24 protein-coding genes are annotated in these 24685 nt (G+C 39.5%); all 24 read left to right on the plus strand.

Going from position 1 to position 24685, the window contains the following annotated elements; translation table 11 throughout:
- The first annotated feature begins 56 nt into the window (after positions 1 to 56).
- Positions 57 to 263, plus strand: coding sequence for a F0F1 ATP synthase subunit C (atpE, locus tag ACTWPF_RS02860; RefSeq protein WP_019378207.1), 207 nt, complete (start codon positions 57 to 59; stop codon positions 261 to 263).
- A 127-nt stretch (positions 264 to 390) separates the two neighbouring features.
- Positions 391 to 918 (plus strand): F0F1 ATP synthase subunit B, encoded by a 528-nt coding sequence (atpF, locus tag ACTWPF_RS02865; RefSeq protein ID WP_036578480.1) that lies wholly within the window; start codon positions 391 to 393, stop codon positions 916 to 918.
- Positions 915 to 1460: a F0F1 ATP synthase subunit delta gene (locus ACTWPF_RS02870; protein WP_036578478.1), complete on the plus strand. Its 546-nt coding sequence runs from the start codon at positions 915 to 917 to the stop codon at positions 1458 to 1460. Before atpF ends, ACTWPF_RS02870 begins: the two co-directional genes overlap by 4 nt.
- Before the next feature lie 18 nt (positions 1461 to 1478).
- Positions 1479 to 2987: a F0F1 ATP synthase subunit alpha gene (gene atpA / locus ACTWPF_RS02875; protein ID WP_106898027.1), complete on the plus strand. Its 1509-nt coding sequence runs from the start codon at positions 1479 to 1481 to the stop codon at positions 2985 to 2987.
- Between the two features lie 130 nt (positions 2988 to 3117).
- A complete protein-coding gene (gene atpG / locus ACTWPF_RS02880) occupies positions 3118 to 3975 on the plus strand; it encodes an ATP synthase F1 subunit gamma (protein WP_036578475.1) in 858 nt (285 codons plus the stop codon).
- 98 nt (positions 3976 to 4073) lie between these two features.
- Positions 4074 to 5483 (plus strand): F0F1 ATP synthase subunit beta, encoded by a 1410-nt coding sequence (gene atpD / locus ACTWPF_RS02885; RefSeq protein WP_106898026.1) that lies wholly within the window; start codon positions 4074 to 4076, stop codon positions 5481 to 5483.
- A gap of 79 nt (positions 5484 to 5562) precedes the next feature.
- A complete protein-coding gene (locus tag ACTWPF_RS02890) occupies positions 5563 to 5958 on the plus strand; it encodes a F0F1 ATP synthase subunit epsilon (protein WP_106898025.1) in 396 nt (131 codons plus the stop codon).
- 340 nt (positions 5959 to 6298) lie between these two features.
- Complete coding sequence (locus ACTWPF_RS02895; RefSeq protein ID WP_106898024.1) at positions 6299 to 6529, plus strand: DUF1146 family protein; 231 nt, start codon at positions 6299 to 6301, stop codon at positions 6527 to 6529.
- Between the two features lie 118 nt (positions 6530 to 6647).
- The gene (locus ACTWPF_RS02900; protein ID WP_106898023.1) at positions 6648 to 7355 is read left to right on the plus strand and encodes a YwmB family TATA-box binding protein; all 708 of its coding nucleotides are present in this window, start codon (positions 6648 to 6650) and stop codon (positions 7353 to 7355) included.
- Between the two features lie 34 nt (positions 7356 to 7389).
- Entirely contained in the window at positions 7390 to 8718 is a 1329-nt protein-coding gene (gene murA, locus ACTWPF_RS02905; protein ID WP_238017965.1) for a UDP-N-acetylglucosamine 1-carboxyvinyltransferase, read from the plus strand.
- A 343-nt stretch (positions 8719 to 9061) separates the two neighbouring features.
- Positions 9062 to 9886, plus strand: coding sequence for a M55 family metallopeptidase (locus ACTWPF_RS02910; RefSeq protein ID WP_161464231.1), 825 nt, complete (start codon positions 9062 to 9064; stop codon positions 9884 to 9886).
- 15 nt (positions 9887 to 9901) lie between these two features.
- On the plus strand, positions 9902 to 10834 hold the full coding sequence (locus tag ACTWPF_RS02915; RefSeq protein ID WP_106898020.1) for an ABC transporter permease: 933 nt from the start codon (positions 9902 to 9904) through the stop codon (positions 10832 to 10834).
- 1 nt (position 10835) lies between these two features.
- Complete coding sequence (locus ACTWPF_RS02920; RefSeq protein WP_106898019.1) at positions 10836 to 11783, plus strand: ABC transporter permease; 948 nt, start codon at positions 10836 to 10838, stop codon at positions 11781 to 11783.
- Between the two features lie 8 nt (positions 11784 to 11791).
- On the plus strand, positions 11792 to 12793 hold the full coding sequence (locus tag ACTWPF_RS02925; RefSeq protein ID WP_106898018.1) for an ABC transporter ATP-binding protein: 1002 nt from the start codon (positions 11792 to 11794) through the stop codon (positions 12791 to 12793).
- Between the two features lie 19 nt (positions 12794 to 12812).
- A complete protein-coding gene (locus tag ACTWPF_RS02930) occupies positions 12813 to 14462 on the plus strand; it encodes a peptide ABC transporter substrate-binding protein (RefSeq protein WP_443148226.1) in 1650 nt (549 codons plus the stop codon).
- Positions 14463 to 14696: 234 nt separating this feature from the next.
- A complete protein-coding gene (locus ACTWPF_RS02935; RefSeq protein WP_443148227.1) occupies positions 14697 to 15665 on the plus strand; it encodes a S66 peptidase family protein in 969 nt (322 codons plus the stop codon).
- On the plus strand, positions 15662 to 16771 hold the full coding sequence (locus tag ACTWPF_RS02940) for a mandelate racemase/muconate lactonizing enzyme family protein (RefSeq protein ID WP_443148228.1): 1110 nt from the start codon (positions 15662 to 15664) through the stop codon (positions 16769 to 16771). Before ACTWPF_RS02935 ends, ACTWPF_RS02940 begins: the two co-directional genes overlap by 4 nt.
- 20 nt (positions 16772 to 16791) lie before the next feature.
- A complete protein-coding gene (locus ACTWPF_RS02945) occupies positions 16792 to 17745 on the plus strand; it encodes a C40 family peptidase (RefSeq protein WP_443148229.1) in 954 nt (317 codons plus the stop codon).
- 3 nt (positions 17746 to 17748) lie between these two features.
- On the plus strand, positions 17749 to 18756 hold the full coding sequence (locus ACTWPF_RS02950; RefSeq protein ID WP_106898013.1) for an ABC transporter ATP-binding protein: 1008 nt from the start codon (positions 17749 to 17751) through the stop codon (positions 18754 to 18756).
- A gap of 594 nt (positions 18757 to 19350) precedes the next feature.
- A complete protein-coding gene (locus ACTWPF_RS02955; RefSeq protein WP_443148230.1) occupies positions 19351 to 19704 on the plus strand; it encodes a mediterrocin family bacteriocin in 354 nt (117 codons plus the stop codon).
- A gap of 94 nt (positions 19705 to 19798) precedes the next feature.
- Entirely contained in the window at positions 19799 to 21781 is a 1983-nt protein-coding gene (locus tag ACTWPF_RS02960) for a DUF1430 domain-containing protein (protein WP_443148231.1), read from the plus strand.
- On the plus strand, positions 21778 to 22386 hold the full coding sequence (locus ACTWPF_RS02965) for an ABC transporter ATP-binding protein (RefSeq protein ID WP_238017982.1): 609 nt from the start codon (positions 21778 to 21780) through the stop codon (positions 22384 to 22386). The genes ACTWPF_RS02960 and ACTWPF_RS02965 overlap by 4 nt, the downstream gene beginning before the upstream one ends.
- Complete coding sequence (locus tag ACTWPF_RS02970; RefSeq protein ID WP_443148232.1) at positions 22383 to 22841, plus strand: hypothetical protein; 459 nt, start codon at positions 22383 to 22385, stop codon at positions 22839 to 22841. The genes ACTWPF_RS02965 and ACTWPF_RS02970 overlap by 4 nt, the downstream gene beginning before the upstream one ends.
- 478 nt (positions 22842 to 23319) lie before the next feature.
- A complete protein-coding gene (gene spoIID, locus ACTWPF_RS02975) occupies positions 23320 to 24501 on the plus strand; it encodes a stage II sporulation protein D (protein WP_443148233.1) in 1182 nt (393 codons plus the stop codon).
- Positions 24502 to 24685 lie beyond the last annotated feature (184 nt).

Below are 24685 nucleotides of genomic sequence, written 5' to 3' on the forward strand. Positions count from 1 at the left end.
TGGATCTGGAGATTATGTAAAAAACTTATATAACAATTTTGAGGAGGATTTATATTATGGGAGCTTTAGCAGCTGCAATCGCAGTAGGATTAGGCGCATTAGGCGCTGGTGTTGGTAACGGATTAATCGTGAGTCGTACAGTTGAGGGGATTGCTCGTCAGCCAGAACTTAAAGGTCAACTTCAAACAACTATGTTTATCGGGGTAGGTTTGGTTGAGGCGATGCCGATTATCGCAGTAGTTATTGCACTAATGGTAATGTAACGAAAGATTTACAATAAACGGCGAAGATCATCTTCCATAGACCCTTCGCCTTGTTTGTGCCCGAACATGAAATAAACGTGTTTAGTAAATTATATATTCACTAATACAAGTGAAAGGAGTGAATCCTGTGCAAGCATTCACTGAATATTCCGTGATTAATGCAGCGCTTGGTGGTTTTCATGTTGTAGATATGATCACACAACTATTTTTCTTTCTTATCCTGCTTATTCTAGTAAGGAAATTTGCCTGGGGCCCTGTAATGGACATGATGCAAAAACGTGAAGATTACGTTGCTGGGGAAATTGAAGCTGCTGAAAAAAGTCGGGAAGAAGCAGAAAAAGCATCAAATGAAGCTGTTGAGCAATTAAAACAAACAAAGCAAGAAGCACAAAAGATTGTTGAAGACGCGAAAAACGCTGGAGTAAGACAAGAACAGGATATCATCGCTGCTGCCCGTGCCGAAGCAGACAGAATAAAGCATGCTGCACAAGCAGATATCCAGAACGAAAAAGAAAAAGCCCTTCAGGCTTTACAAGATAAAGTGGCATCCTTATCTGTATTAATTGCAAGCAAAGTAATCGAAAAAGAAATTAGTACTCAGGATCAGGAGAAACTGATTAATGACTACATTAAAGAGGTAGGAGAAGAGCTATGAGTGAAGCAGTAGCAGCCAAGCGATATGCCGATGCTCTTTTTCAACTTGCGAATGAAAAAACTGTGGTAGAACAATTCGTTGAAGAGTTCCGCACAGTCAAAGAAGTATTCCAACGTAATAAAGATCTTTATACATTCCTAAAGCATCCTCGTGTTCATAATGCGAAGAAGAAACAATTTCTTGATGAAGTGTTTCAAGGTCTACATAAAGATGTCGTAAATACATTAAAGCTTCTAGTAGAACGACATCGAGTTGAGATCATTCCATCCATTATTGATCATTTTATCCATTTAGTAAATGATGCAAAAGGAATTGCAGAAGCTACAGTATACTCTGTTCGTGAATTATCGGATTTAGAACGCAGTGAGCTTGAAGTTTCGTTCGCTAAACGCTTTAATCGATCCGCCATTCAACTTCATAATGTTGTGGATCCTTCCTTAATCGGTGGAATCAAAATCCGTATGGGGAACACGATATATGATGGCTCTATTAGTGGGAAGCTAAGAAGAATTGAACGGAATATTGTAACTGCAAACAAATGATGACAGGGGTGAAATGGTATGAGCATAAAAGCTGAAGAAATCAGTAATTTGATTAAACAGCAAATCGAAAATTTCGATTCAGATATTGAAGTAAGTGATGTCGGTACAGTTATTGAAATCGGTGACGGAATCGCACGTGCTCACGGACTGGACAACGTAATGGCCGGGGAGCTTCTTGAATTTTCAAACGGTGTTATGGGAATGGCGCAAAACCTGGAAGAAAGTAACGTAGGTATCGTAATCCTTGGACCATATACAGAAATTAAAGAAGGCGATGAAGTTCGCCGTACCGGTAGAATTATGCAAGTGCCGGTTGGAGAAGAATTAGTAGGCCGTGTGGTGAACCCTCTCGGACAACCAATCGATGGTAGAGGAGCAATTGAAACATCTAAAACACGTCCAATCGAAGGCGCTGCTCCTGGTGTAATGGACCGTAAATCAGTTGATGAACCTTTGCAAACAGGGATTAAAGCAATTGATGCCCTTGTTCCAATTGGTAGAGGACAACGTGAACTTATCATCGGAGACCGTCAAACAGGTAAAACAACAGTTGCAGTTGATGCAATCTTGAACCAGGCAGACCAAGATATGATTTGTATCTATGTTGCAATCGGTCAAAAAGAGTCCACAGTAAGAGGGACAGTAGAAACTTTCCGTCGCTATGGTGCACTTGACTACACAATCGTTGTGTCCGCTGGTGCGTCAGATCCTGCTCCATTGTTATATCTTGCTCCATATGCAGGAGTGGCAATGGGTGAAGAATTTATGTATAACGGAAAGCACGTATTAGTTGTTTATGATGACCTTTCTAAACAGGCATCTGCATACCGTGAACTTTCCTTATTATTACGCCGTCCGCCAGGCCGTGAAGCTTTCCCTGGTGATGTATTCTACTTACACTCTCGTTTACTTGAACGTGCAGCAAAGTTAAATGATTCACTAGGTGGTGGCTCATTAACTGCATTGCCATTCGTAGAAACACAAGCAGGTGATATTTCTGCTTACATTCCTACAAACGTTATCTCGATAACAGATGGCCAAATTTTCCTACAATCCGATTTGTTCTTCTCAGGTGTCCGCCCGGCAATTAATGCTGGTCTTTCCGTATCTCGTGTAGGGGGATCCGCCCAAATTAAGGCGATGAAAAAGGTAGCAGGAACACTGCGTCTTGATCTTGCTTCATTCCGTGAACTAGAAGCATTCTCACAATTTGGATCAGATTTAGACAAAGCAACACAGGCTAAACTTAATCGTGGAGCAAGAACAGTTGAAGTATTGAAGCAGGGCTTACATAAGCCGTTGGTTGTAGAGAAGCAGGTTATGATTATCTATGCACTAACGAAAGGCTTCCTGGATGATATTGCAGTGGAAGATATCACACGCTTCGAGGATGAGCTCCATGTATGGCTTGATCAAAATGGCAAGGAATTGCTTACATCAATCCGTGAAACAGGGAACTTACCAGAAGCAGAAGATATGAACAATGCAATTAATCAATTTAAAAAGACATTTCTACCTACAGAGTAGTTAAATGGAATACAGTAATTTTTAAATAACGAACAGATGTAGCACAGGCAGTGTTTGGAGAAGGAAGTATGATCACGCTTTTTTCCTCCTACCTGTGTCTATCTCTGTTATGAAAGGGTGGTGAAAGAGCTTGGCATCACTTAGAGATATAAAAGGTAGAATTGATTCCACCAAAAAGACAAAGCAAATTACCAAAGCAATGGAAATGGTATCTGCCTCTAAAATGAGTAAGGCAGAACTTAATGCGAAGTCATTTGTTCCTTATGGTGAAAAGATACAAGAAGTGGTGAAAAGCATTGCGGCAAATAACCCAGACGCATCGCATCCTATGTTGGAAAAGCGCGAAGTCAAGAAAACGGGATATTTTGTTATCACCTCGGATAGAGGACTTGCTGGTGCCTACAACAGTAGTGTATTAAGGAATCTGTATCAAACAATTCAAAAAAACCATCAGTCCACAGATGAATACACAGTTATCGCCGTAGGGCGTATGGGGTACGATTTTTGTAGAAAAAGAGGTATACCTGTAGCGAAGAGCATTCTTGGCATAGCAGACCAACCTAATTTTTCAGAAATTAAAGAACTTGCTTCAGAAACAGTGCAAATGTACATTGATGGGGAAATTGATGAACTGAACATATTCTATAACCATTACGTAAGTGCTATCTCTCAACAGGTAACAACTACGAAGTTGCTACCAATTACGGATTTGAAAGCAACCGGCTCAACAAGTGAGTACGAGTATGAACCAAATCAAGAGCAGATCTTGAACGTGCTTTTACCACAATATGCAGAAGCCCTAATTTACGGCGCTCTGCTTGACGGGAAGGCAAGTGAGCATGCTGCACGTATGACAGCAATGAGAAGTGCTACAGATAATGCCGATGAGCTAATTGGTGATCTGACATTATCTTATAACCGTGCACGTCAGGCAGCAATCACACAAGAAATCACAGAAATTATTGGTGGCGTAGCAGCACTTGAATAGGTAGCCAATAAGAAATATATCGCAAAAAGGTACCCGAGATTTCAGTTTTGTAATGGAAATCAAACAGGGTTCTTTCAAGTAAGATAGGAGGGAAATCGATGAGCAAAGGACACGTTACTCAAGTAATGGGACCAGTCGTTGACGTAAAATTCGAAGACGGACAGCTTCCAGCTATTTATAACGCGTTAACAGTGAAATCAGAGGCGGAAGGCGACATTCAAGCGATCGACCTAACATTGGAAGTTGCACTTCATCTCGGTGATAAAAGTGTCCGTACTATCGCCATGTCATCTACAGATGGTGTGAAGCGTGGTATGGAAGTAGAAAACCTAGAAAGACCAATTTCTGTCCCTGTAGGGGAAGCAACTCTTGGTCGTGTATTTAATGTCCTTGGTGAAAATATTGATCTTGATGAGCCTTTGGCTAATGACATTAAGCTTAATCCGATTCACCGTGAGGCGCCAAAGTTTGAAAATCTTTCAACACAAACAGAAATTCTAGAAACAGGAATTAAAGTTGTAGATTTACTTGCTCCATATATTAAGGGTGGTAAAATCGGTTTGTTTGGTGGAGCCGGTGTTGGTAAGACAGTACTTATCCAGGAGCTTATTAATAATATTGCGCAGGAGCATGGTGGACTATCTGTATTCGCAGGAGTTGGAGAGCGTACCCGTGAGGGGAATGACCTTTATTTTGAAATGAAGGACTCAGGCGTTATTGCTAAAACAGCAATGGTCTTCGGACAAATGAACGAGCCACCTGGTGCACGTATGCGTGTAGCACTTACAGGATTAACAATGGCTGAATATTTCCGTGATGAACAAGGTGCAGACGTACTATTCTTCGTGGATAATATCTACCGTTTCACACAGGCAGGTTCTGAGGTATCAGCCTTACTTGGCCGTATGCCATCAGCGGTTGGTTACCAACCAACACTTGCGACTGAAATGGGACAGCTTCAGGAGCGTATTACTTCTACTGATAAAGGTTCCGTAACATCTATCCAAGCAATCTATGTACCTGCGGATGACTATACAGATCCGGCACCAGCTACGACGTTTGCTCACTTAGACGCTACAACCAACCTTGATCGTAAATTATCTGAACAAGGTATTTATCCTGCGGTAGATCCGCTTGCATCAACTTCTCGAGCTCTTGACCCTGAGGTTGTAGGGGATGAGCATTATGAAGTAGCACGTGAAGTTCAGCGTACACTTCAACGTTACAAGGAATTACAGGATATTATTGCCATTCTTGGTATGGATGAACTAGGCGATGAAGATAAACTTGTCGTTTCCCGTGCCCGTCGTGTGCAATTCTTCTTGTCCCAAAACTTCCACGTTGCGGAACAGTTTACAGGACAAAAAGGTTCCTACGTACCAGTTGCAGAAACGGTAAAAGGATTTAAAGAAATTCTAGATGGAAAATATGACGACCTACCTGAGGACGCATTCCGTTTAGTTGGGCGCATTGAAGAAGTAGTTGAAAAAGCACAAGGCATGCAATAAAGACATAGGCAAGGAAGAGGAGAAGCCATTAAAATATGGTTATCGTACGTACTCCTTGTCGGTCTAAGGAGGGGTTACATTGAGAACACTAACTGTGAGTGTTGTTACTCCTGATGGTCCAGTACTGGAAGATAACTTTGAAATGGTTAGCTGTAAAGCAGAAACTGGCGAGCTTGGAATTCTACCAGGCCATATTCCACTCGTCGCCCCATTATCAATTGGCGCTGTACGATTGAAGCGTGACAATGGGATAGAGAGGCTTTCTATTAACGGTGGCTTTATGGAGGTAAGACCTGATAAAGTAACCATACTTGCTCAATCTGCTGAATTGCCTGCAGATATCGACATAGAACGAGCAAAAGAAGCGAAATCTCGTGCAGAAGGCCGATTACAGTCTAAGCAGGACGATGTTGACTTCCAACGGGCAGAATTAGCACTCAAAAGAGCATTAAATCGCTTGGACGTTGGTCAATAAGCATATTAAAATAAAAATCCCTCGCGACATATAAGTTGTGAGGGATTTTAACTTTGTAAAATGCTAGGTTTGTATAGAATTTCAGCTAAGAAGCAATCAAAGCGTAGTTAAATTTGAAGTTTAAAGTGTAAGAAGAACATACACATTGCTGACGAAAGCGAGTTTTTTCAGGCAAGCGCCTGTCGTCAGTGACAGCAGTTCACAGTTCTTCTACTCTTAACTGGAAATCGTCTCCGCGATCCTGTAAGATTGTCTTGTGCTTTATTATGTCGTATTTCCCGGGAAATTGCCGGAAATAAATTGATGGTAGGGAACCAAATAGCTATATAAGGTGGTATATATGTTTTCAATAGGACAGTTGGCAATATTTAGTATGATATCTCATTTAATATTCATTTATTTGACTTGGAGAGTAGTTCAGGCGATAAACTTTGACCCGCTAATTAGAAAAGGAAGAGCAGCAGAAGCGAGAGTACTATTGCTGCTTGTAACCATTGTAGTTGGGGCTGGAGTCAGTCGGTTCTTTCTTGAAATTCTTCAATGGTCAAGCGACCTGATCTACCTGTTCTAAGCAGGATGACAGTATAGAAGACTAGTAATCTTGTATATTGTCGTAAATTGTACTGTATGTTAGTAGATTCCCCTGTACATACTATAGATACTATAGTTTGAATACGGGGGTTTTTTTTATGAGGAAAACAGCACTAATTCTATTATTTATTTTACTATTAACAACAAAGACAGTTACCGTGGCCGAGTACAACGATGCATTACTTGATATAGCCGATTATACAGAAACTATCAAATTACCTATAGATGACTGGAGCGTAACAGTCCGGGAACAGATTTCAGAAGAAGATGCTAGTGAAATGATGACAAAAATGAAAAAAGAGGGTTTACAAGCAACAAAAAAGGAAACAGAAAATAGTACAAACTATTCACTTGCTGACACGCAGAATTCTAGCAAGTTAAACGTATATTATAATGTAATTGTGCATAGTGGCAAAGCAGAACTCATCGCAGTAATAGAAGGCAGGGATTGGTCTGAAACCGTGAAGGAATTGTACGTGAAGAAGATAACGAAAGTAAAGAATAAATATTTCACGAATATGGCACAAACATTCGCTTGTCTAACTGTTATAGATGATGCTATAATTGGTAGTGATTATTTTTTCAAAGATTTAACAAAAACATTTAACATTCAACAAGAAACAGTACAATTCGACAACAACGAAAATTTATCGCATAATTTTATTTTCTACGGGTATACACCACTATGGACCCAGAAAATTAGTCTAGAAAACGCAACAATGAACATACAAGTAGCTGTTACAGAGAATGCAGAAGGACATCTTACTTACACGATAGGAACACCTATCCTAATAAATGAATATTAATATTATGAAATTGGATCTGAAGGAGATTTGAAATATGGAAAAAATCATCGTAAGAGGCGGACACCAATTGAACGGCACCGTTAAAGTGGAAGGTGCGAAGAACGCCGTATTACCTGTTCTAGCCGCAAGCCTTATTGCAAGCGAAGGGAAAAGTGTTATTACAGAAGTCCCTGAACTAGCTGATGTATATACTATAAACCAAGTATTAAGCAATATGAATGCTGAAGTACACTTTGATAATAATACTGTAACAGTAGATGCTTCAAAAAGATTAAAGACGGAAGCACCATTTGAATACGTAAGAAAAATGCGTGCATCTGTACTCGTGCTTGGACCATTGCTAGCACGTTATGGCCATGCGAATGTAGCAATGCCAGGTGGCTGTGCTATTGGATCACGTCCAATTGATCTTCATTTAAAGGGCTTCGAGGCAATGGGAGCAGAAGTACATGTAGGAAATGGTTTTGTAGAAGCGCATGTAAATGGGCGTCTTAAAGGTGCTAAAATTTACCTCGATATGCCAAGTGTTGGTGCCACAGAAAATATCATGATGGCAGCTGCTCTTGCTGATGGAAAGACCATTCTTGAAAACTGTGCAAAAGAACCAGAAATCGTAGACTTAGCTAACTACCTGAATAAAATGGGCGCGAAAATAGTAGGTGCAGGAACAGAAACGATCCGCATTGAAGGCGTGGAAAAATTGTATGGTACGGAACACGCAATCATTCCTGACAGAGTAGAAGCTGGTACGTTTATGGTTGCAGCAGCTATCACTGGAGGTAACGTTCTAATTGAAAATGCTGAAAGTGAACATTTACGTTCTGTTATCTCAAAACTTCAGGAAATGGAAGTAACTGTAAAAGAAGAGAACGGCGGCCTTCGGGTAATTGGACCGAAGTCACTGAAAGCAACGGATATTAAAACATTGCCACATCCAGGCTTCCCAACGGATATGCAATCCCAAATGATGTCACTCATGTTATGCGCAGAAGGTACAAGTGTTATTACGGAAACGGTTTTTGAAAACCGCTTTATGCATGTAGAAGAATTCCGTCGTATGAATGCAAAAATGAAAATTGAAGGGCGCAGTGTATTTATTGAAGGCCCAAGTGACCTGCAAGGAGCCGAGGTAGCTGCTACAGACCTTCGTGCTGCTGCTGCTCTGATCTTAGCTGGATTACGCGCAGACGGTTATACAAGGATTACGGAATTAAAGCATCTTGATCGTGGCTATGTAAACTTTGCTGGAAAACTTGCTTCACTTGGTGCTGATATTGATCGAGTGGACGAAAATGGTGATTCAGTTGAAGCCTTTGCACAGGAAGACTTTCAAGAAGATGGCTATGTAGCTAAACTTTCTTAATAGTGCTCAACCCCTCATATAATCAAATACTAGATCCAAAAACGTAAAGCAGAGGAACCTATTCTTCTGCTTTTTTTGTGTTCCTAAAAGAAATTTTCATCTAGAATATTCAGTATATTCAGCATTCTAAATTACTGGCTATTTATATACTAAATGATGGGTAAGTGTGTGTGTTTTTATATGCTCAAATTAGCTATTAGGTGCCTGCCCTCTTTCTTATAGAACAAACTACTAATTGTTGCATTAAGACCAATCTTGTCACAATTCCGTCTTTAAATTTTATTAATTGTATGTTAAAATTGAAAGAAAATTACTAACAATACAAAAAGAAGGGGCAGACAGCATGAAGTTATATTTATCGGTAGATATGGAAGGAATTACTGGTCTACCTGATTATACATATGTTGATTCCAGTAAGCATAACTATGAGCGCGCTAGAAAGATCATGACCGATGAAACAAATTATGTCATAGAATCAGCGTTCCAACAGGGATGCACAGAGGTTGTGGTTAATGACAGCCATTCTAAAATGAATAACTTATTAATTGAAGCTCTTCACCCAGAAGCCTATTTGATCACCGGAGAAGTAAAACCTTATTCCATGATGCAAGGGCTTGACGATTCCTTTGATGGTGCCATGTTTATTGGTTACCATGCCAGAGCAGGGCAATTTGGTGTCATGTCACATGCAATGATTCATGCCGTTCGGAACTTCTTTATTAATGACCATGTGATCGGAGAAATGGGATTGAATGCCTATTTAGCAGGCTACTATAATGTTCCATTACTAATGGTTGCTGGAGATGATCAGGCTGCAAAAGAAGCTGAAGAACTCGTTGAAGGTATCACCACTGCCGCAGTGAAGACATCGATTTCTCGTTCTTCGGTTAAAAGTCTTTCGCCGAAAAAGGCGGGGGAACTCTTAACAAAACAAGTAAAAACAGCACTGCAGAATAGGCAGAAAATACAGCCGCTCGTTCCACCAGATCGTCCGGTACTTCGGATAGAGTTTACGAACTATGGACAGGCGGAATGGGCTAACCTGATGCCAGGTACCGAAATAGAGCCAGGGACAACCATTGTGCGTTATGAGGCTAAGGATATCAAGGAAGCATACCAGGCAATGCTTGTTATGACTGAGCTGGCCATGAATACAACATTTTCCTAGAGGGGGCAGGCGCTAATGTTGAAATACATAGCAAAACGATTACTGATTATGGCTGTTACACTCTGGGTCATTGTTACGCTTACCTTTATTCTTATGGTCACGATCCCAGGTTCGCCACTAAACAGTGAACGGAATACAAATGAAACGGTACAAGCAAATTTAGAAGCGCATTATAATCTTGACGAGCCTTACTATGTCCAATATTTTTTATACATAAAATCCATTGTAACCTTTGATTTTGGACCATCGATTAAACAACCGAACCAAACGGTAAATGAATTGCTTGGAAGAGGCTTCCCTATATCGTTTGAACTTGGAATTATTACGATTGTGGTAGCTTTGCTTTCCGGTATTATTCTTGGAATTCTTGCAGCTTTGCGCCATAACGGAATCATTGATTATCTGGCAATTAGTTTAGCAGTGCTCGGTATTTCAATTCCAAACTTCGTGCTTGCCACATTACTAATCCAAAAACTGGCCGTTGATTGGAACATTCTTCCTCCAGCTACCTGGTCAAGCCCAGCACATATGATATTACCTGTCATTGCGCTGGCAACAGGGCCAATGGCAATTATAGCTCGTCTCACACGTTCCACTATGCTAGAGGTGCTTACACAGGATTATATTAAAATGGCAAGAGCAAAAGGGCTTTCCCCATGGAAAATTGTCATAAAGCATGCATTGAGAAACGCCTTAATGCCTGTGGTAACCATTATGGGAACATTGCTTGCGGGTATTTTAACTGGAACTTTTGTCATCGAAAAAATATTCGCTATACCTGGCATGGGGCGGTATTTTGTGGAAAGTATAAACCAGCGGGATTATCCAGTTATTATGGGAACGACCGTGTTTTATAGTGGCTTTTTAATATTCATGCTCTTTCTAGTAGATATCATATACGGTATTTTAGATCCTAGAATTAAGCTGCACAAGAAGGGGGGAGCATAACATGGATCCAAAAAAAATGGAGCAATCTCCTGCAACAATCCCTGATGAATGGTTCAAATGGAAGGGGAAAGATACCGACGCTGCTGAAACGGTTGCTCGTCCGTCTTTGTCTTACTGGCAGGATGCGTGGCGGAGACTAGTAAAAAACAAATTGGCCATGGCCGGTTTGCTCTTCCTTATTTTGCTTACGCTTTTCGCAATATTTGGTCCAATTCTATCTCCATATGAGGTGAACAAGCAGGATTTGCCGAACCAATACCAGCCACCTTCATCTGATCACTGGTTTGGAACAGATAATGCAGGGCGGGACGTATTTACACGTACATGGTATGGAGCCCGCATTTCCTTGTTTGTCGGCTTGATGGCAGCACTTATTGACCTATCGATTGGGATCATCTATGGGGGACTATCTGGATATAAAGGTGGCCGAACAGATAATATAATGATGCGTATTATTGAAGTGCTATATGGTCTGCCGTATTTACTAGTCGTAATCCTTTTGTTAGTGGTACTCGGTCCAAGTCTGACCACGATTATTATTGCATTAACCGTAACAGGCTGGGTTGGAATGGCTCGAATTGTGCGAGGGCAAGTTCTGCAAATTAAAAACTATGAATTTGTCCTCGCTTCCAAGTCGTTCGGGACCAAAACACCTCGGATTATCCGAAAAAACCTGCTACCGAATACAATGGGGCCAATTATTGTACAGATGACATTAACTGTTCCCAGTGCTATTTTCGCGGAAGCATTTCTGAGTTTTCTCGGTCTTGGTATACAGGCGCCTTATGCGAGCTGGGGTGTAATGGCTAATGATTCGCTGGGTGCGATTTTATCTGGTAATTGGTGGACACTGTTCTTTCCAGCGTTTTTCATATCCTTTACCATGTTTGCATTTAATGTATTAGGTGATGGACTACAGGATGCCCTGGATCCAAAACTGAGGAAGTAGGTGAGAAGATGGAAAAAATACTCGAGGTAAAGGATCTTCATGTAACCTTTCGTACATATGGTGGAACGGTAAAAGCAGTAAGAGGTGTCAATTTTCATTTGAATAAAGGGGAGACATTAGCCATTGTAGGGGAATCGGGCTGTGGAAAAAGTGTAACCTCTAATGCAATTATGCGACTGATTCCGGATCCGCCTGGCAAGATTTCCAATGGCTCCATTCGATTCAAAGAGAAAGAGATTACGAGATTGACAGAGAAACAAATGCGGTCGATTAGAGGGGTAGACATATCGATGATCTTCCAGGACCCTATGACTGCCTTAAACCCTACATTAACGATTGGCACGCAATTGGTGGAAGGACTTCAGCAGCACCGAAAGATCTCTGCAAGTGAGGCAAAGGTCAAGGCACTTGATATGTTAGAGCTTGTTGGGATCCCTAATGCAGTTGAACGACTAAAACAGTATCCCCATCAGTTTAGTGGAGGCATGCGCCAACGTATTGTGATTGCCATGGCTTTAATTTGTGAACCGGAGCTGTTAATAGCAGATGAGCCAACCACTGCACTTGATGTGACCATTCAGGCGCAGATTCTGGAGCTCTTCGAGAAAATACAAGATGCAACTGGTGTGTCCATTATTTTAATAACACACGATTTAGGCGTTGTAGCAAAAATAGCCGATCGTGTAGCTGTGATGTATGCCGGAAAGATAATCGAAGTCGGGGACAAAAGAGAGATCTTCTACGAATCGCAGCATCCCTATACAAAGGGGCTGTTGAATTCAGTGCCACGACTTGACCTACAAGGCGAGAAACTGACGCCAATTGATGGAACACCACCTGATTTATTCTCACCTCCTGAAGGATGTCCATTTTCAGCAAGATGTCCATTCGCCATGGAGGTGTGTGATAAAGTTTACCCCGTAACAACAGTGCGATCCACTTCACACGAAGTAGATTGCTGGTTACAGGATGAAAGGGCAAAGCAGTTATTGGCTACTGCCGAAAAATAAGACAGAGGGGGCAATAAGGATGAGAAAGAAGTTACTTGTTTTACTGATGGCTGCTATGGCGATATTTGTTTTAGCAGCGTGTACTGCCAATGAGAACGCAGGCACAGAAACGGACGAAGGGGAAGAAAACACTGGAGAAGAAGGAAACACAGCTTCAGATGAAAAAGTCCTATACATGAATAACGGGACAGAACCAACTTCATTTGACCCTGCAGTAGGGTTTGATGCCGTTTCTTGGAACCCATTAAATAACTTAATGGAAGGTCTAACGCGATTAGGTGAAGGGGATACACCAGAAGCTGCGATAGCGGAGAGCTGGGATCTATCTGATGATGGGAAAACCTATACCTTCCACTTACGTGAAGATGCAAACTGGTCTAATGGCGACCCAGTTGTGGCAGAGGACTTTGTCTTTGCATGGGAACGTCTTTTAAACCCAGAGACTGGGTCAGCGGCAGCGTTTTTAGGTTACTTTATTGAAGGTGGAGAAGCGTACAACAGTGGAGAAGGATCCGCTGAAGATTTAGGAATTGAAGCAGTCGATGAGAAAACATTTGAAGTAACACTGGCAGCGCCAACTGGATACTTTCTACATGTAATATCTAATCCTGCCTTCTTCCCTGTAAATAAAGCCGTTGCAGAAGAAAATTCGGAATGGTTTGCTGAGGCTGATTCCTTTGTCTCAAACGGACCATTTGCCTTGGATTCATGGGAGCATGACAGTGAGATGGTATTCGTTAAAAATGATGAGTACTGGGATGCTGACACAGTAAAATTAGATAAAGTCCACTGGGCTATGGTAAATGACCCAAATACGGAATATCAAATGTTTGAATCAGGAGAACTTGATGTAACTGAAATTCCATCTGAGATGGCCGAACAATTAATTAATGAAGATAGTGTAGTAATTGAAGATCAAGCAGGTCTGTATTTCTACCGTTTTAATGTAACGAAGGAACCTTTCCAAAATGCGAAAATCCGCAAAGCATTTGCTTTGGCTGTTAATCAACAGGATATCGTTGACTATGTAACGAAAAATGGTGAAGGAGCAGCAACAGCTTTCGTATCACCTGGATTCGAAAGTCCTGCTGGCAATGACTTCCGTGATGAAAATGGAGATTTAGTTGAATTTAATCCAGAAGAAGCAAAACAGCTGTTAGAAGAAGGAATGGAAGAGGAAGGCTATGACGAGCTTCCTGAAGTTACACTATCTTATAGTACTAGCGAATCACATAAAGCCATTGCGGAGACACTGCAAAGCGCATTTACAGACAATCTTGGCATTGACGTCGTACTAGAAAATACAGAAGCTAGTGTATTCTTAGATGACCAGAAAGCATTGAACCACCAGCTTTCTAGAAGTTCATTTATCTTTGACTACGGCGATCCAGTTAACTTCTTGGAAAGCTTTATCACAGATTCTTCTATGAACCGAACTGGCTGGTCAAATGAAGAATATGATGAGTTAATTGCCAATGCGAAAACAGAAACAGATGAAGAAAAACGTTGGGGATATATGTATGAAGCTGAAAAGCTCCTAGCTGAAGAAATGCCAATCTTCCCAATCCATTACTATAATCAGGTGCATATGTACCATGATGCCGTATCAGGTGTCGTACGTCACCCAGTAGGTTACGTAGAACTGAAATGGGTAGACAAAGGCGAGTAATATCGAGAAGAACAAGATGAGGAAAGCCGTACTAGAATCTGAGCGCTAAAAGCTAGGCAATGCTGTTCCTAAGTGGGCGTCATCAAGGCCCATAGTTACCTTATTAATAAAGAGTTAGCTCCTTTACGATTTACCAGTAAAGGAGCTAATTTCTACATACATAGTTGTTAGGGCAATTATTTTAATTGATTGGAGTGAAGTTGCACTCCTTATAGCACGTAGATAAATACATAAATGATGAAAATAAAAGAGAGTGGGGTTACCATGATTCGTCCAGAAAAGCTGCAAAAAGGAGATCATATTGGAATCATCGCTCCGGCAGGGCCAATAGATATAGAAAAGCTAAAAGCAGCCGTTCCCTTCCTAGAACAGCTAGGGCTCCATGTTGTTTTTGGCAAGCATGTCCAGAAAACAAATGGCTACCTTGCTGGAACCGATCAAGAAAGATTGGATGACCTTCATGACATGTTTGCCAATCCTAGTATTAAAGCGATCCTTTGTGCGCGTGGCGGATATGGAACAGGGCGAATTGCCACGAAACTAGATTATGAACTTATAAAGAATAACCCTAAAATTTTTTGGGGATATAGTGATATTACGTACTTACATACAGCCATAAGGCAGAACGCAGGTCTTGTAACCTTCCATGGTCCAATGGCCACATCCGATATTTCTAAGCGTGATTTCGATGAACTAACCGCTTCTCGTTTTAATCAATTGTTTGACCCGGAAGCTTTCACGTACACGGAGCATATATCACCCTTACATGTTATCTCGCCTGGTGAAGCAGAAGGGGAACTTGTTGGCGGAAACCTTTCGTTAATAGTCAGTACACTGGGCACCCCATTCGAAATGGATACAGAAGGGAAAATTGTACTTATCGAAGACATTGGGGAAGAGCCATACAAAGTGGACGGGATGCTGAACCAGCTACATGTTTCGGGAAAGCTTGCAGATGCTGCCGGGTTCGTTGTTGGAGATTTCGCAAATGCTGCATCGACACTTGATTCCAGTCTTACACTAACTGAGGTTTTGAATGACTATTTTCTTGCACTAAATAAACCTGTGCTTTCAGGCTTTAAAATAGGTCATTGCTTCCCACATGTTGCTGTGCCACTTGGTGTGAAGGCAAGGCTCTCCAGTAATGAGAAAACACTTAAGGTAGACCCAGGTGTTGCGAAGGAGTTGGAGGAGATTTTATGAACATTAACAGTATAGAAACCTTTCGAGCGGCTATTCCGCTACATACGCCATTTAAAACAGCACTACGCACGGTTACCGTTGCAGAAACAATTTTGGTGAAAATAACGTGTGATAATGGGGTTACAGGTTGGGGAGAAGCTCCGCCAACCCATGTCATTACAGGTGATAGCCTGGCGGGGGTAGAATTTGCGATTAATGGAGTCGTGAAGCCAATTATTATCGGAGCTTCACTGGACCAACGAGAACATATATTTGAAATGATAGGAAAGGGTCTTATCGGTAATTATAGTGCCAAAGCGGCTGTTGACATGGCTTTGTATGACTGTCTAGCACAGCAAGCAGGCATGACACTATCTTCTTTTCTCGGTGGATACAAACAAAGCATGGAAACCGATTATACGGTGAGTGTTAACACACCAGAAGAGATGGCACATGACGCACAGCTTTATGTCGAAGATGGTTTTTCGATATTAAAGGTGAAAGTAGGCAAGGACCTAATTGAAACCGATATAAAAAGGATCCAGGCAATTCGTAAACAAATTGGCACCAATGTGAAAATTCGTTTGGATGCAAATCAAGGCTGGAAAGCGAAAGAGGCAGTCCGCGCTATTCAAAAGATGGAAGATCTCGGTCTTGATATCGAGTTAGTGGAACAACCCGTTAAAGCGAGTGATTTAGAGGAATTGCGACATGTGACCAGCCATACCGACACGTTAATTATGGCTGACGAAAGTGTCTTTACGTCAATAGATGCAAAAAAGGTACTGGAAACAGGAGCTGCGGACCTCATCAATATTAAGCTAATGAAGGCCGGGGGAATACACGAGGCTATAAAAATAGCAAAGCTAGCTGCTATTTACAATGTGGAATGTATGGTTGGCAGTATGATAGAGACAAAGATAGGGATTACAGCAGCTGCCCACTTTGCAGCAAGTCAGCCTAATATAACGAGATATGACTTTGACGCCCCGTTAATGCTTACAGGTGATATCCTCCAAGGGGGAATTGAGTACGATCAGTCCACCATTAACCTGGGAAGTGATCCAGGCCTTGGCATAATAGGGATTAATGAAAAGTTTATCCAATCAAAAAACACAGTGAGATAAAGGCAGAAAGGAGCAAAATCATGGTTAAACAATCGTTTGATCAATATTCCGATTCATTATACGTAACGGCAGTACAGGTTGCTACAGTATGGACTTCTCCCGACTCGGCTCGTGATATCGATAGGTTGGGGGTAAAAGTACCAACTGATGTAAAGCAGTGGATTAATGAACTAACCTATGAACAAAATTTAGCATTATGTGATGAAAATAGGGTGCAAAGCCAGTTACTATATGGACAGCCAGTGATTATAACCGATACAAAAGGAGAGTGGGCACATGTTGTGATCCCCGATCAGCCTTCGAAGAAAAATGAGCGCGGTTATCCTGGCTGGGTTCCGAGGGCGCAATTACTAGAGGTTGATAAAGAAGACTGGCAATCTGAGCTTACAGCAGTTGTAATCAGCAAGAAGGCTTGGTTAGAAACGGAAGCGGGTCAAAGGGAAACAGAGCTTAGTTACCTTACATTGCTACCAGTAGTAGAGGTCGGAGATACCCGGGTTGAAGTGAAAACACCACATGGGAATCGTTTCTTACAATCTGATGAGGTTACTGTCTTTCCGTCAGATCGAGGATTAGAAAAGGGGAATGGCAAGGCAATCGTGGAAGCGGTGGAAGCCTATACGGGACTCGACTACTTTTGGGGTGGAATGAGTGCGTACGGCTATGATTGCTCTGGACTCGCCTATGCTGCCCATAAAGCGAATGGTTACCAGATTGCCAGAGATGCTGGGGATCAAGCTAAAGCCGGTGTAGATGTACCATTCAATAAATTAAAGCCAGGTGATTTGCTGTTTTTCGCCTATGAGGAAGGGAAAGGGCGGTTGCATCATGTTGGCATTTATTACGGTGATGGTAAGATGCTTCACTCACCACAGACAGGAAAGGGAATCGAAATTATTGAGCTGGCTGGTACTATTTATGAAAAAGAGCTTTGTGCTGCAAAACGTTATTGGCTCGATACAGAGGGGACATAAACTATGGACGAGAAACTACTAGAAGTCAACCAGTTAAAAAAGCATTTTGATGTAGGAAAAGGGAAGGTCCTCAAAGCAGTCAATGACGTATCCTTTTATGTCAACAGAGGAGAAACCTTTGGATTGGTAGGCGAGTCTGGCTGTGGGAAATCTACCATAGGTCGTACTATTCTGGGACTTTACGATAAAACAGAAGGTGATGTTATCTATGACGGATTAGATGTGCACAGCCTAACAGAGAAAGAAAAATTCAAAATTTATCGGAAGATGCAAATGATTTTCCAGGATCCATATGCATCTCTAAATCCGCGTTCTACTGTCCGGGAAGTAATAGCTGAACCAATGGAAGTACATGGTTTATTTAAATCCAAACGAGAGCAGTTGGAGCGGGTATATGAATTGCTAGAGGAAGTGGGATTAAACCGTGATCACGCCAATCGGTATCCCCATGAGTTTAGTGGTGGACAGCGTCAGCGGATTGGGATAGCAAGAGCGCTTGCCTTAGAACCAGAGTTTATTATTGCTGATGAACCAATTTCTGCGCTTGATGTATCCGTACAAGCACAAGTTGTCAACTTATTAAAAGAGCTGCAAGTAGAGAAAGGGTTAACTTTTCTATTTATTGCGCATGATCTTTCGATGGTAAAGCAGATATCTGACAGAATCGGTGTGATGTATTTAGGTAATCTTGTGGAACTTACATCAAGTAAGGCATTATATGACGAGCCATTACATCCATATACAAAAGCACTCCTTTCTGCCATCCCGATTCCTGATCCTGATATCGAGGAAAGCCGGGAGCGAATCATACTCGAGGGGGAGCTGCCTAGTCCAATTGATCCTCCAAGTGGTTGTGTTTTCCGTACAAGATGTCCTTTTGCAATGGAAGTGTGCGCAGAAGTTAAGCCTCCTTGGCAGGAAGTTGAACAAGACCATTACGTTGCTTGTCATCTATATAATAATGAAGTAGAAGACAAAACACCGTTAAAGGAACCAGCAGTCCAACGTTAAGAAGAACGTACGAAAAGTAACGGTTATAAAGTGAAACTTCACTCAGTGGGGGTTTTCCTTCTTCCCCCACTGAGTGTTAGTTGAACGAATCGGGGTGTTAACGTCCGTTTACTCCCACTCAAAACTACTGTTTTACTTCATGTTTTGAAGTGGGAGTCTTACGGACGGTTGCACCGGGATAAAGAAGAAAAAGCCTACGTGAAAATGAACTGACCTAGTAATTTGAGAAAAGAAAAAGTACCTATGCTGGCTTTGACCTGAATTGAGAAAGGGAAAGGTAGCATAATTTTGAAAAAAGATCGTATGTATAAATGTAATAGAAGATATGTGAAGTGAGGTGGGTCTTGCCTGCTTTAGCCCTAACTTTACCCATCATAGTAAAAAACAACAGATGAAAGAAAAATTAGTACTTATTAATATTTTACACCTACTAAAATTAAATAACTTTACTAAAATATACAGACATTTAAATTATTGACATTTTTCTGGTAAATAATATTATAAAAGTACATTAAATTTATATAGTGACATTCACCCTAGACTTCACATTTTTATAATTTGATGTAATTATAAGAAGAAAGGGGGGGATGTTTTATGGTGAAAAAGTTTGCAGCTAGTTTGTTAGCGCTCTCAATAGTGGTTGGAAGTGTGGCTATACCAAATGCAGCTGAAGCAGCTTCAGTTAGTGCCTATTATTCTGGAAGTTTTAAAACCGCTTGGGAAAAGAGTAAATCTTCGTATGATAATGCTGGTACGTTATCATACGGTTATAACACAGCTTGGATAAATGAAGATTATGCTCATGGCTATCATTCAAAAAACGATCATTACGCATCTGTTTCAAATGGTAACGGTAGCTTTACAAGTGGAAACAAAGGCGCTGGTAAGGTTGCTAAGATTGAAGTAAGGCACAAAGGATCTTCTATTAGATATTCCATGAATTACTAATAAACAAATAAATTCATCAAAGGTTGACCTCTTCTTCTTAAAAACTCAAGAAGAGGTTTCCTTTTTTTCTGGATTATTAGACAGGGGTATAAATATGAAGAAGATAAAGTATATATTTGCCATGACCTTATTTATAATTACTTTTTCATTTATTGGGGAAAGTTATATTTTTTATTTAGATAATTTTACTGGCAGTTTTTATAGTACATCCCTCTATAAGCCAGATTATGTATCTAATCAGAAAATGAAATTAGATGTAAAAGAATCAAAAGAAAAAAATGATATAGGTATATTTATCGTCGACCAAGAAGTAAAAAGTAATATTGAAATGAATATTTCAATATATGGAACATCAGAGGCGAACAAATATTTAAAAGATAAGTTATCGATTAAAGACACCACATATAAAAGTATGTTTTCCGGTAAAGTTACGGTTACTTATCATAATTTTGATGAAATCACTGATATAGGCAAATATGAAAAGTATTTCCTAGTAGGAGATCAAAAAAACATTGCTTCATTTAAAAATTCACTTATCGATACTTATGGCGGAAACCACCCTAAAATTGAAGATGACTATAATGAAAGTAAAAAAAATATTATATATGTATGGTCGATTATTATAATTGTCATACTCCTATTTACATACTATGATACCATTTTTCAAAAAAAAGAAGCTTTGGTAAAAGTTACTTTTGGAGAAAAAATCAGTACGTTAATACGTAAAAATGTATGGTGCGATACACTAGTATTCGTAAGTTTATTCATTATATCAATATTATTTACATCCATTTTTTCAAATTCTATATTTCAGTACTGGATTTCAATATGTGTATTTATAGTTTTTATTATAATAAATGCACTTATATATTTAACCCTATATAAGTATAACCTTAGAGAAGTATTTTCGAATAGTAAAAGCAAAAACCAATTATTAAAAATTAATTATGTCTTAAAAATCATTACTATTGTTCTAGCAATTACTGTATTATCAGGTAGTATAGCTATAATTGACCAAGGCTTATCATTTTATCAACAGAAAGATTTCTTTAAATATCATAAAGAATATAATTACATACAGTTTGATTATAAGTTAACAGGTGATAATGCTACGGATGATTTACTTATTAACAAAAGTGCAGATGTTAGAGAGGAATTTTATAAAGAAAATTTTAATAACGCAATTCAGTTAGTGAATATATCGGATAACCTTGACCTAAGTGTACCATCTATCTTGGCTAATAAAAATGCAATACCATATTTGAAAGATAATATTCCTGAATTAAACAGACAGTTATTAAATGAGGAAAAAGTGTATTATATTTTACCTGAAAAACATGCAGATGATAAATTACTTTACGAAAGTTTAAGAAATATATATGGCTTTTTTAATAACTTAGAAAGTAATAGTAATGTAGAGAGTGAGGTAATTCTCTATAATACAAATACGGAATTAGTAAGTATTGATGAGATAAATTATATGAATAGAAGTAAATTGGCTCAAAATCCAGCTATTATTTTAAATAACACCTCTACTGAAAATTCAATTTTAGATACAGAAACTAATTTGAGAAGAACTTCCTATGCACATGATATTATGTACCTCATTTCTGAAAAGAGTTATCAATCTTTTGTTACTAAAAATGATTTAACTGATCAAATTCATTTAAAGACAAACATTTATGAGCTTTATCAATATAATTGGACATTAATAAAACGAGGGATTTTTATTTCCTCCGTGTTGTTTTCTTTAGTCATATTACTAGAATTAATTATTATTAACTTAATATTAAGATTAGAGTATGAAGTAAATGCAGTAGAACTTTCCATAAAAAAAATCATGGGGTATTCCTCCGTGCAAAAGAATAGGAAGATAATATTTATAACATTGTCAGCAACCATTACCAGTATTGTCCTATCTTTAATAGTAAATCATTTATTCGACATATCACAATCCAAATATTTTCTTTATGGTGGCGCTATTCTATTAATCATAGAAATACTCTTTATCATGACAAATATAGCTAGGATAGAGAAAGCTAAGATATCAAAGATCTTAAAAGGTGGCTCGCTATGATTAATATCGAAAATTTAACTAAAAAATTTGGAGAAAAAATATTATTTAGAAACCTAAACATCAAGATTGAAAACGGGGAATTTATTGCCTTCTCTGGGCCAAGCGGAAGTGGGAAAACTACACTGCTAAATATGATAGGAGGGATTGAAACAATTGACGAAGGTGAAATTATCGTAGATGGAATTAATGTCCATGATAAAAAATCTCAACTTTTATATTTCAGAAAAAAAGTAGGGTTTATTTTTCAAAATTTTGCATTAATTGATAATAAAACGGTAAAAGATAACCTAGAAATTGTAAGGAAAGATAGTAGAAATGATTTATCAATAGAAAGCGCATTAAGCATAGTAGGGCTTGAAAATAAATTAAAGGAAAAAGTATATATGCTCTCAGGCGGGGAGCAACAAAGAGTGGCTTTAGCTAGAATAATGCTAAAACAAACATCTTTAATTCTGGCGGATGAGCCCACAGGGTCACTTGATGAAAAAAATGCAGAAATAGTTATGTCAATATTAGAGAACTTTAACAAACAGGGAAAGACTATAATTCTAGTAACGCATGACGAAAGGATTAAAACTAGAGCAAAAAGGGTGATTGAGTTGTGAAAAAATACAAGAAAATTTTAATTATATTTGTTTCGTTAATTTTATTATATAATCTTGCGTGGGTAGGTGTATTTTATCTAAAATATACTCCCTATACAGATAATATCCCTAAAAGAGAAAACGGAATATACCTTTTATCAGAGAGAGGATATCATTATAGTGTTAAAAAACCATCTTATTTATCTTTTACAGGTAATCTTGCCATCACAAACGACGAAGACGATCTTTCATTAATCATTTGGCCATTATTAACTGGAGGGTATGAATATGGTCTTCAAATTCTAGGAGAAAACAACAATTTTTATTCAGTAATGGTGGACTCTGATATGAATTATTTAGATGATGAGAATTCTGAATCCATGGATAAAGACTTGGTAAATTCTTTAATTAATAAAAGAGCTGTTGAAATCGAGGCCCTTAAGTCTGAAGTAAACCGCATATGGGGTATAAATTAAATTACTCAACTTTTCCAGAGAAAAAACTAACTATTATCCGGTCTTCTTTTCATTGATGGTCAAAACAAGGCTAACTTGTTTTTCATCTAACCAACCATCTTTATGAATAAAGTTCTATCTTTCTGGCGTCTAATAAAGGAGCGGAGGATAGGGAGTGTAACTTGACGACCAAGAAATTGCTACGGCTATTTTAGATCACCCGTCCACCGTTCTGAAGTTCATCATTTTGAAGGAGCTAGTAATAGAATTAAATCTTGAGTGTTTTAAACAAAGGAGTGTTCACATTAGTAAGCAAAAGGTGTTTAAAACTATTTGACGGGTCAGGGGCGCCTTTTCTCTGTCTCATTTAGTTAGGTCTCCCAAAATGCGTAGGTTTTTTTCATTCTTCAGTTCTATTGCTTTCTCTTTTTGTATACGTTTAATAGTGGGATTGCTAGATTTGTAATGAAACATAAACCACATTGAATGGGGGATTGTGATGAAAAAAGGACATTATAAAATAGGAAAAACCAACAAACTAAAGAAGAAAACCATACAAGAGCGGATAAATGCAAAGCAGAAAACATCCATTACAATGGAAGCTCCCAAGAAAGAGTTGACTAAAAACAACCTCTTATTAAAAAGTAAAAAGAATCACTACTTGGGGAAGCAACCAAAGAAATGGAAGCTGCCAACAGCTATCCTCCTAACAAGTCTTTTCTGCCTTATTTTGCTTATTCCTACTGTAATAGTTGTAACGTTTGGGGATGCTACAGGGAATGAAACAACAAGTCAGGAAAAGAAGGCAGAGGAATCCGTTGAGTTGAAATCCTCACCATTTTCGGTAGCTGTCATGCGTTCCAATTTAGAAAAGGTGGATAACGTTCCTTTAGAGACATATGTAGCCGGAGTGGTGGCATCTGAAATGCCAGTCGAATTTGAAATGGAAGCATTGAAAGCGCAGGCCCTCGCAGCAAGAACTTATATTGTGAATTACAAGTTGCATGGAGATATAACGGAAGAGGCAGATGTAACGGATACTGTCCAGCATCAGGTTTATAAGGATGAAGCAGAATTGCAAAAGCAGTTCGGTGACGACTATCAGGAAAAAATGAATAAAATCAAAGAAGCAGTGAACGCAACAAAAGGAGAGGTGCTTACCTATAAAAAGGAACTGATCACACCAGCATTTTTCTCCACTAGTAACGGCTTTACAGAGAACTCAGAGGATTATTGGAAGGATGAACTTCCATATCTACGCAGTGTGGAAAGCCACTGGGATGAGAATACACCTAAATTCCTTGACCAGCAAACCTATTCGATCGACCAGGTAGAGCAAGCACTTGCTACAAAGCTTCCGTCTGATAAAGCGCTCTCCATTGAGATCACCAGAACAGATGGAAAACGGGTGGAGGAGCTGACGATAAATGGGGATGCATTTAGCGGGCGGGAAGTTAGAGAGAAGTTGGAATTACGTTCGAGCGACTTTACGATAGAACAAAAAGATGATCACCTTATCTTTACTACAAAAGGCTATGGCCATGGCATTGGCATGAGTCAGTATGGAGCAAATGGGATGGCTGAGGAAGGGAAAACCTATAAAGATATTGTGAACCATTATTATAAGGATGTTGAAATTAGTACCGTAACAGATACAGCACCAGCCCTCGTTGTGAAATAGACGAGGGTTTTTGTTTTTGTATGGAATTACATCTGCGGATCGGCAGAGTGCGTTGCGGTATCGCCAGTGAGCACTGCAACATCGCCAGTGAGCACCAAAGCATCAGCTGAGAACGCACCAGTATCTCCTATGGTTAAACGACAAAACTCTTTAACATTAGAATGAATGAACCTCTTACTATCCC

The organism is Oceanobacillus sp. M65 (genome assembly GCF_052246275.1).
Lineage (GTDB): Bacteria > Bacillota > Bacilli > Bacillales > Amphibacillaceae > Oceanobacillus_B > Oceanobacillus_B jordanicus.

What these genes read in the sequence shown, in the direction of transcription:
- atpE (WP_019378207.1), top strand. Translation starts at nt 57, where the DNA reads ATGGGAGCTTTAGCAGCTGCAATCGCAGTAGGATTAGGCGCATTAGGC.
- ACTWPF_RS02870 (WP_036578478.1), top strand. Translation starts at nt 915, where the DNA reads ATGAGTGAAGCAGTAGCAGCCAAGCGATATGCCGATGCTCTTTTTCAA.
- atpA (WP_106898027.1), top strand. Translation starts at nt 1,479, where the DNA reads ATGAGCATAAAAGCTGAAGAAATCAGTAATTTGATTAAACAGCAAATC.
- atpD (WP_106898026.1), top strand. Translation starts at nt 4,074, where the DNA reads ATGAGCAAAGGACACGTTACTCAAGTAATGGGACCAGTCGTTGACGTA.
- ACTWPF_RS02895 (WP_106898024.1), top strand. Translation starts at nt 6,299, where the DNA reads ATGTTTTCAATAGGACAGTTGGCAATATTTAGTATGATATCTCATTTA.
- ACTWPF_RS02900 (WP_106898023.1), top strand. Translation starts at nt 6,648, where the DNA reads ATGAGGAAAACAGCACTAATTCTATTATTTATTTTACTATTAACAACA.
- murA (WP_238017965.1), top strand. Translation starts at nt 7,390, where the DNA reads ATGGAAAAAATCATCGTAAGAGGCGGACACCAATTGAACGGCACCGTT.
- ACTWPF_RS02910 (WP_161464231.1), top strand. Translation starts at nt 9,062, where the DNA reads ATGAAGTTATATTTATCGGTAGATATGGAAGGAATTACTGGTCTACCT.
- ACTWPF_RS02915 (WP_106898020.1), top strand. Translation starts at nt 9,902, where the DNA reads ATGTTGAAATACATAGCAAAACGATTACTGATTATGGCTGTTACACTC.
- ACTWPF_RS02920 (WP_106898019.1), top strand. Translation starts at nt 10,836, where the DNA reads ATGGATCCAAAAAAAATGGAGCAATCTCCTGCAACAATCCCTGATGAA.
- ACTWPF_RS02925 (WP_106898018.1), top strand. Translation starts at nt 11,792, where the DNA reads ATGGAAAAAATACTCGAGGTAAAGGATCTTCATGTAACCTTTCGTACA.
- ACTWPF_RS02930 (WP_443148226.1), top strand. Translation starts at nt 12,813, where the DNA reads ATGAGAAAGAAGTTACTTGTTTTACTGATGGCTGCTATGGCGATATTT.
- ACTWPF_RS02935 (WP_443148227.1), top strand. Translation starts at nt 14,697, where the DNA reads ATGATGAAAATAAAAGAGAGTGGGGTTACCATGATTCGTCCAGAAAAG.
- ACTWPF_RS02940 (WP_443148228.1), top strand. Translation starts at nt 15,662, where the DNA reads ATGAACATTAACAGTATAGAAACCTTTCGAGCGGCTATTCCGCTACAT.
- ACTWPF_RS02945 (WP_443148229.1), top strand. Translation starts at nt 16,792, where the DNA reads ATGGTTAAACAATCGTTTGATCAATATTCCGATTCATTATACGTAACG.
- ACTWPF_RS02950 (WP_106898013.1), top strand. Translation starts at nt 17,749, where the DNA reads ATGGACGAGAAACTACTAGAAGTCAACCAGTTAAAAAAGCATTTTGAT.
- ACTWPF_RS02955 (WP_443148230.1), top strand. Translation starts at nt 19,351, where the DNA reads ATGGTGAAAAAGTTTGCAGCTAGTTTGTTAGCGCTCTCAATAGTGGTT.
- ACTWPF_RS02960 (WP_443148231.1), top strand. Translation starts at nt 19,799, where the DNA reads ATGAAGAAGATAAAGTATATATTTGCCATGACCTTATTTATAATTACT.
- ACTWPF_RS02965 (WP_238017982.1), top strand. Translation starts at nt 21,778, where the DNA reads ATGATTAATATCGAAAATTTAACTAAAAAATTTGGAGAAAAAATATTA.
- spoIID (WP_443148233.1), top strand. Translation starts at nt 23,320, where the DNA reads ATGAAAAAAGGACATTATAAAATAGGAAAAACCAACAAACTAAAGAAG.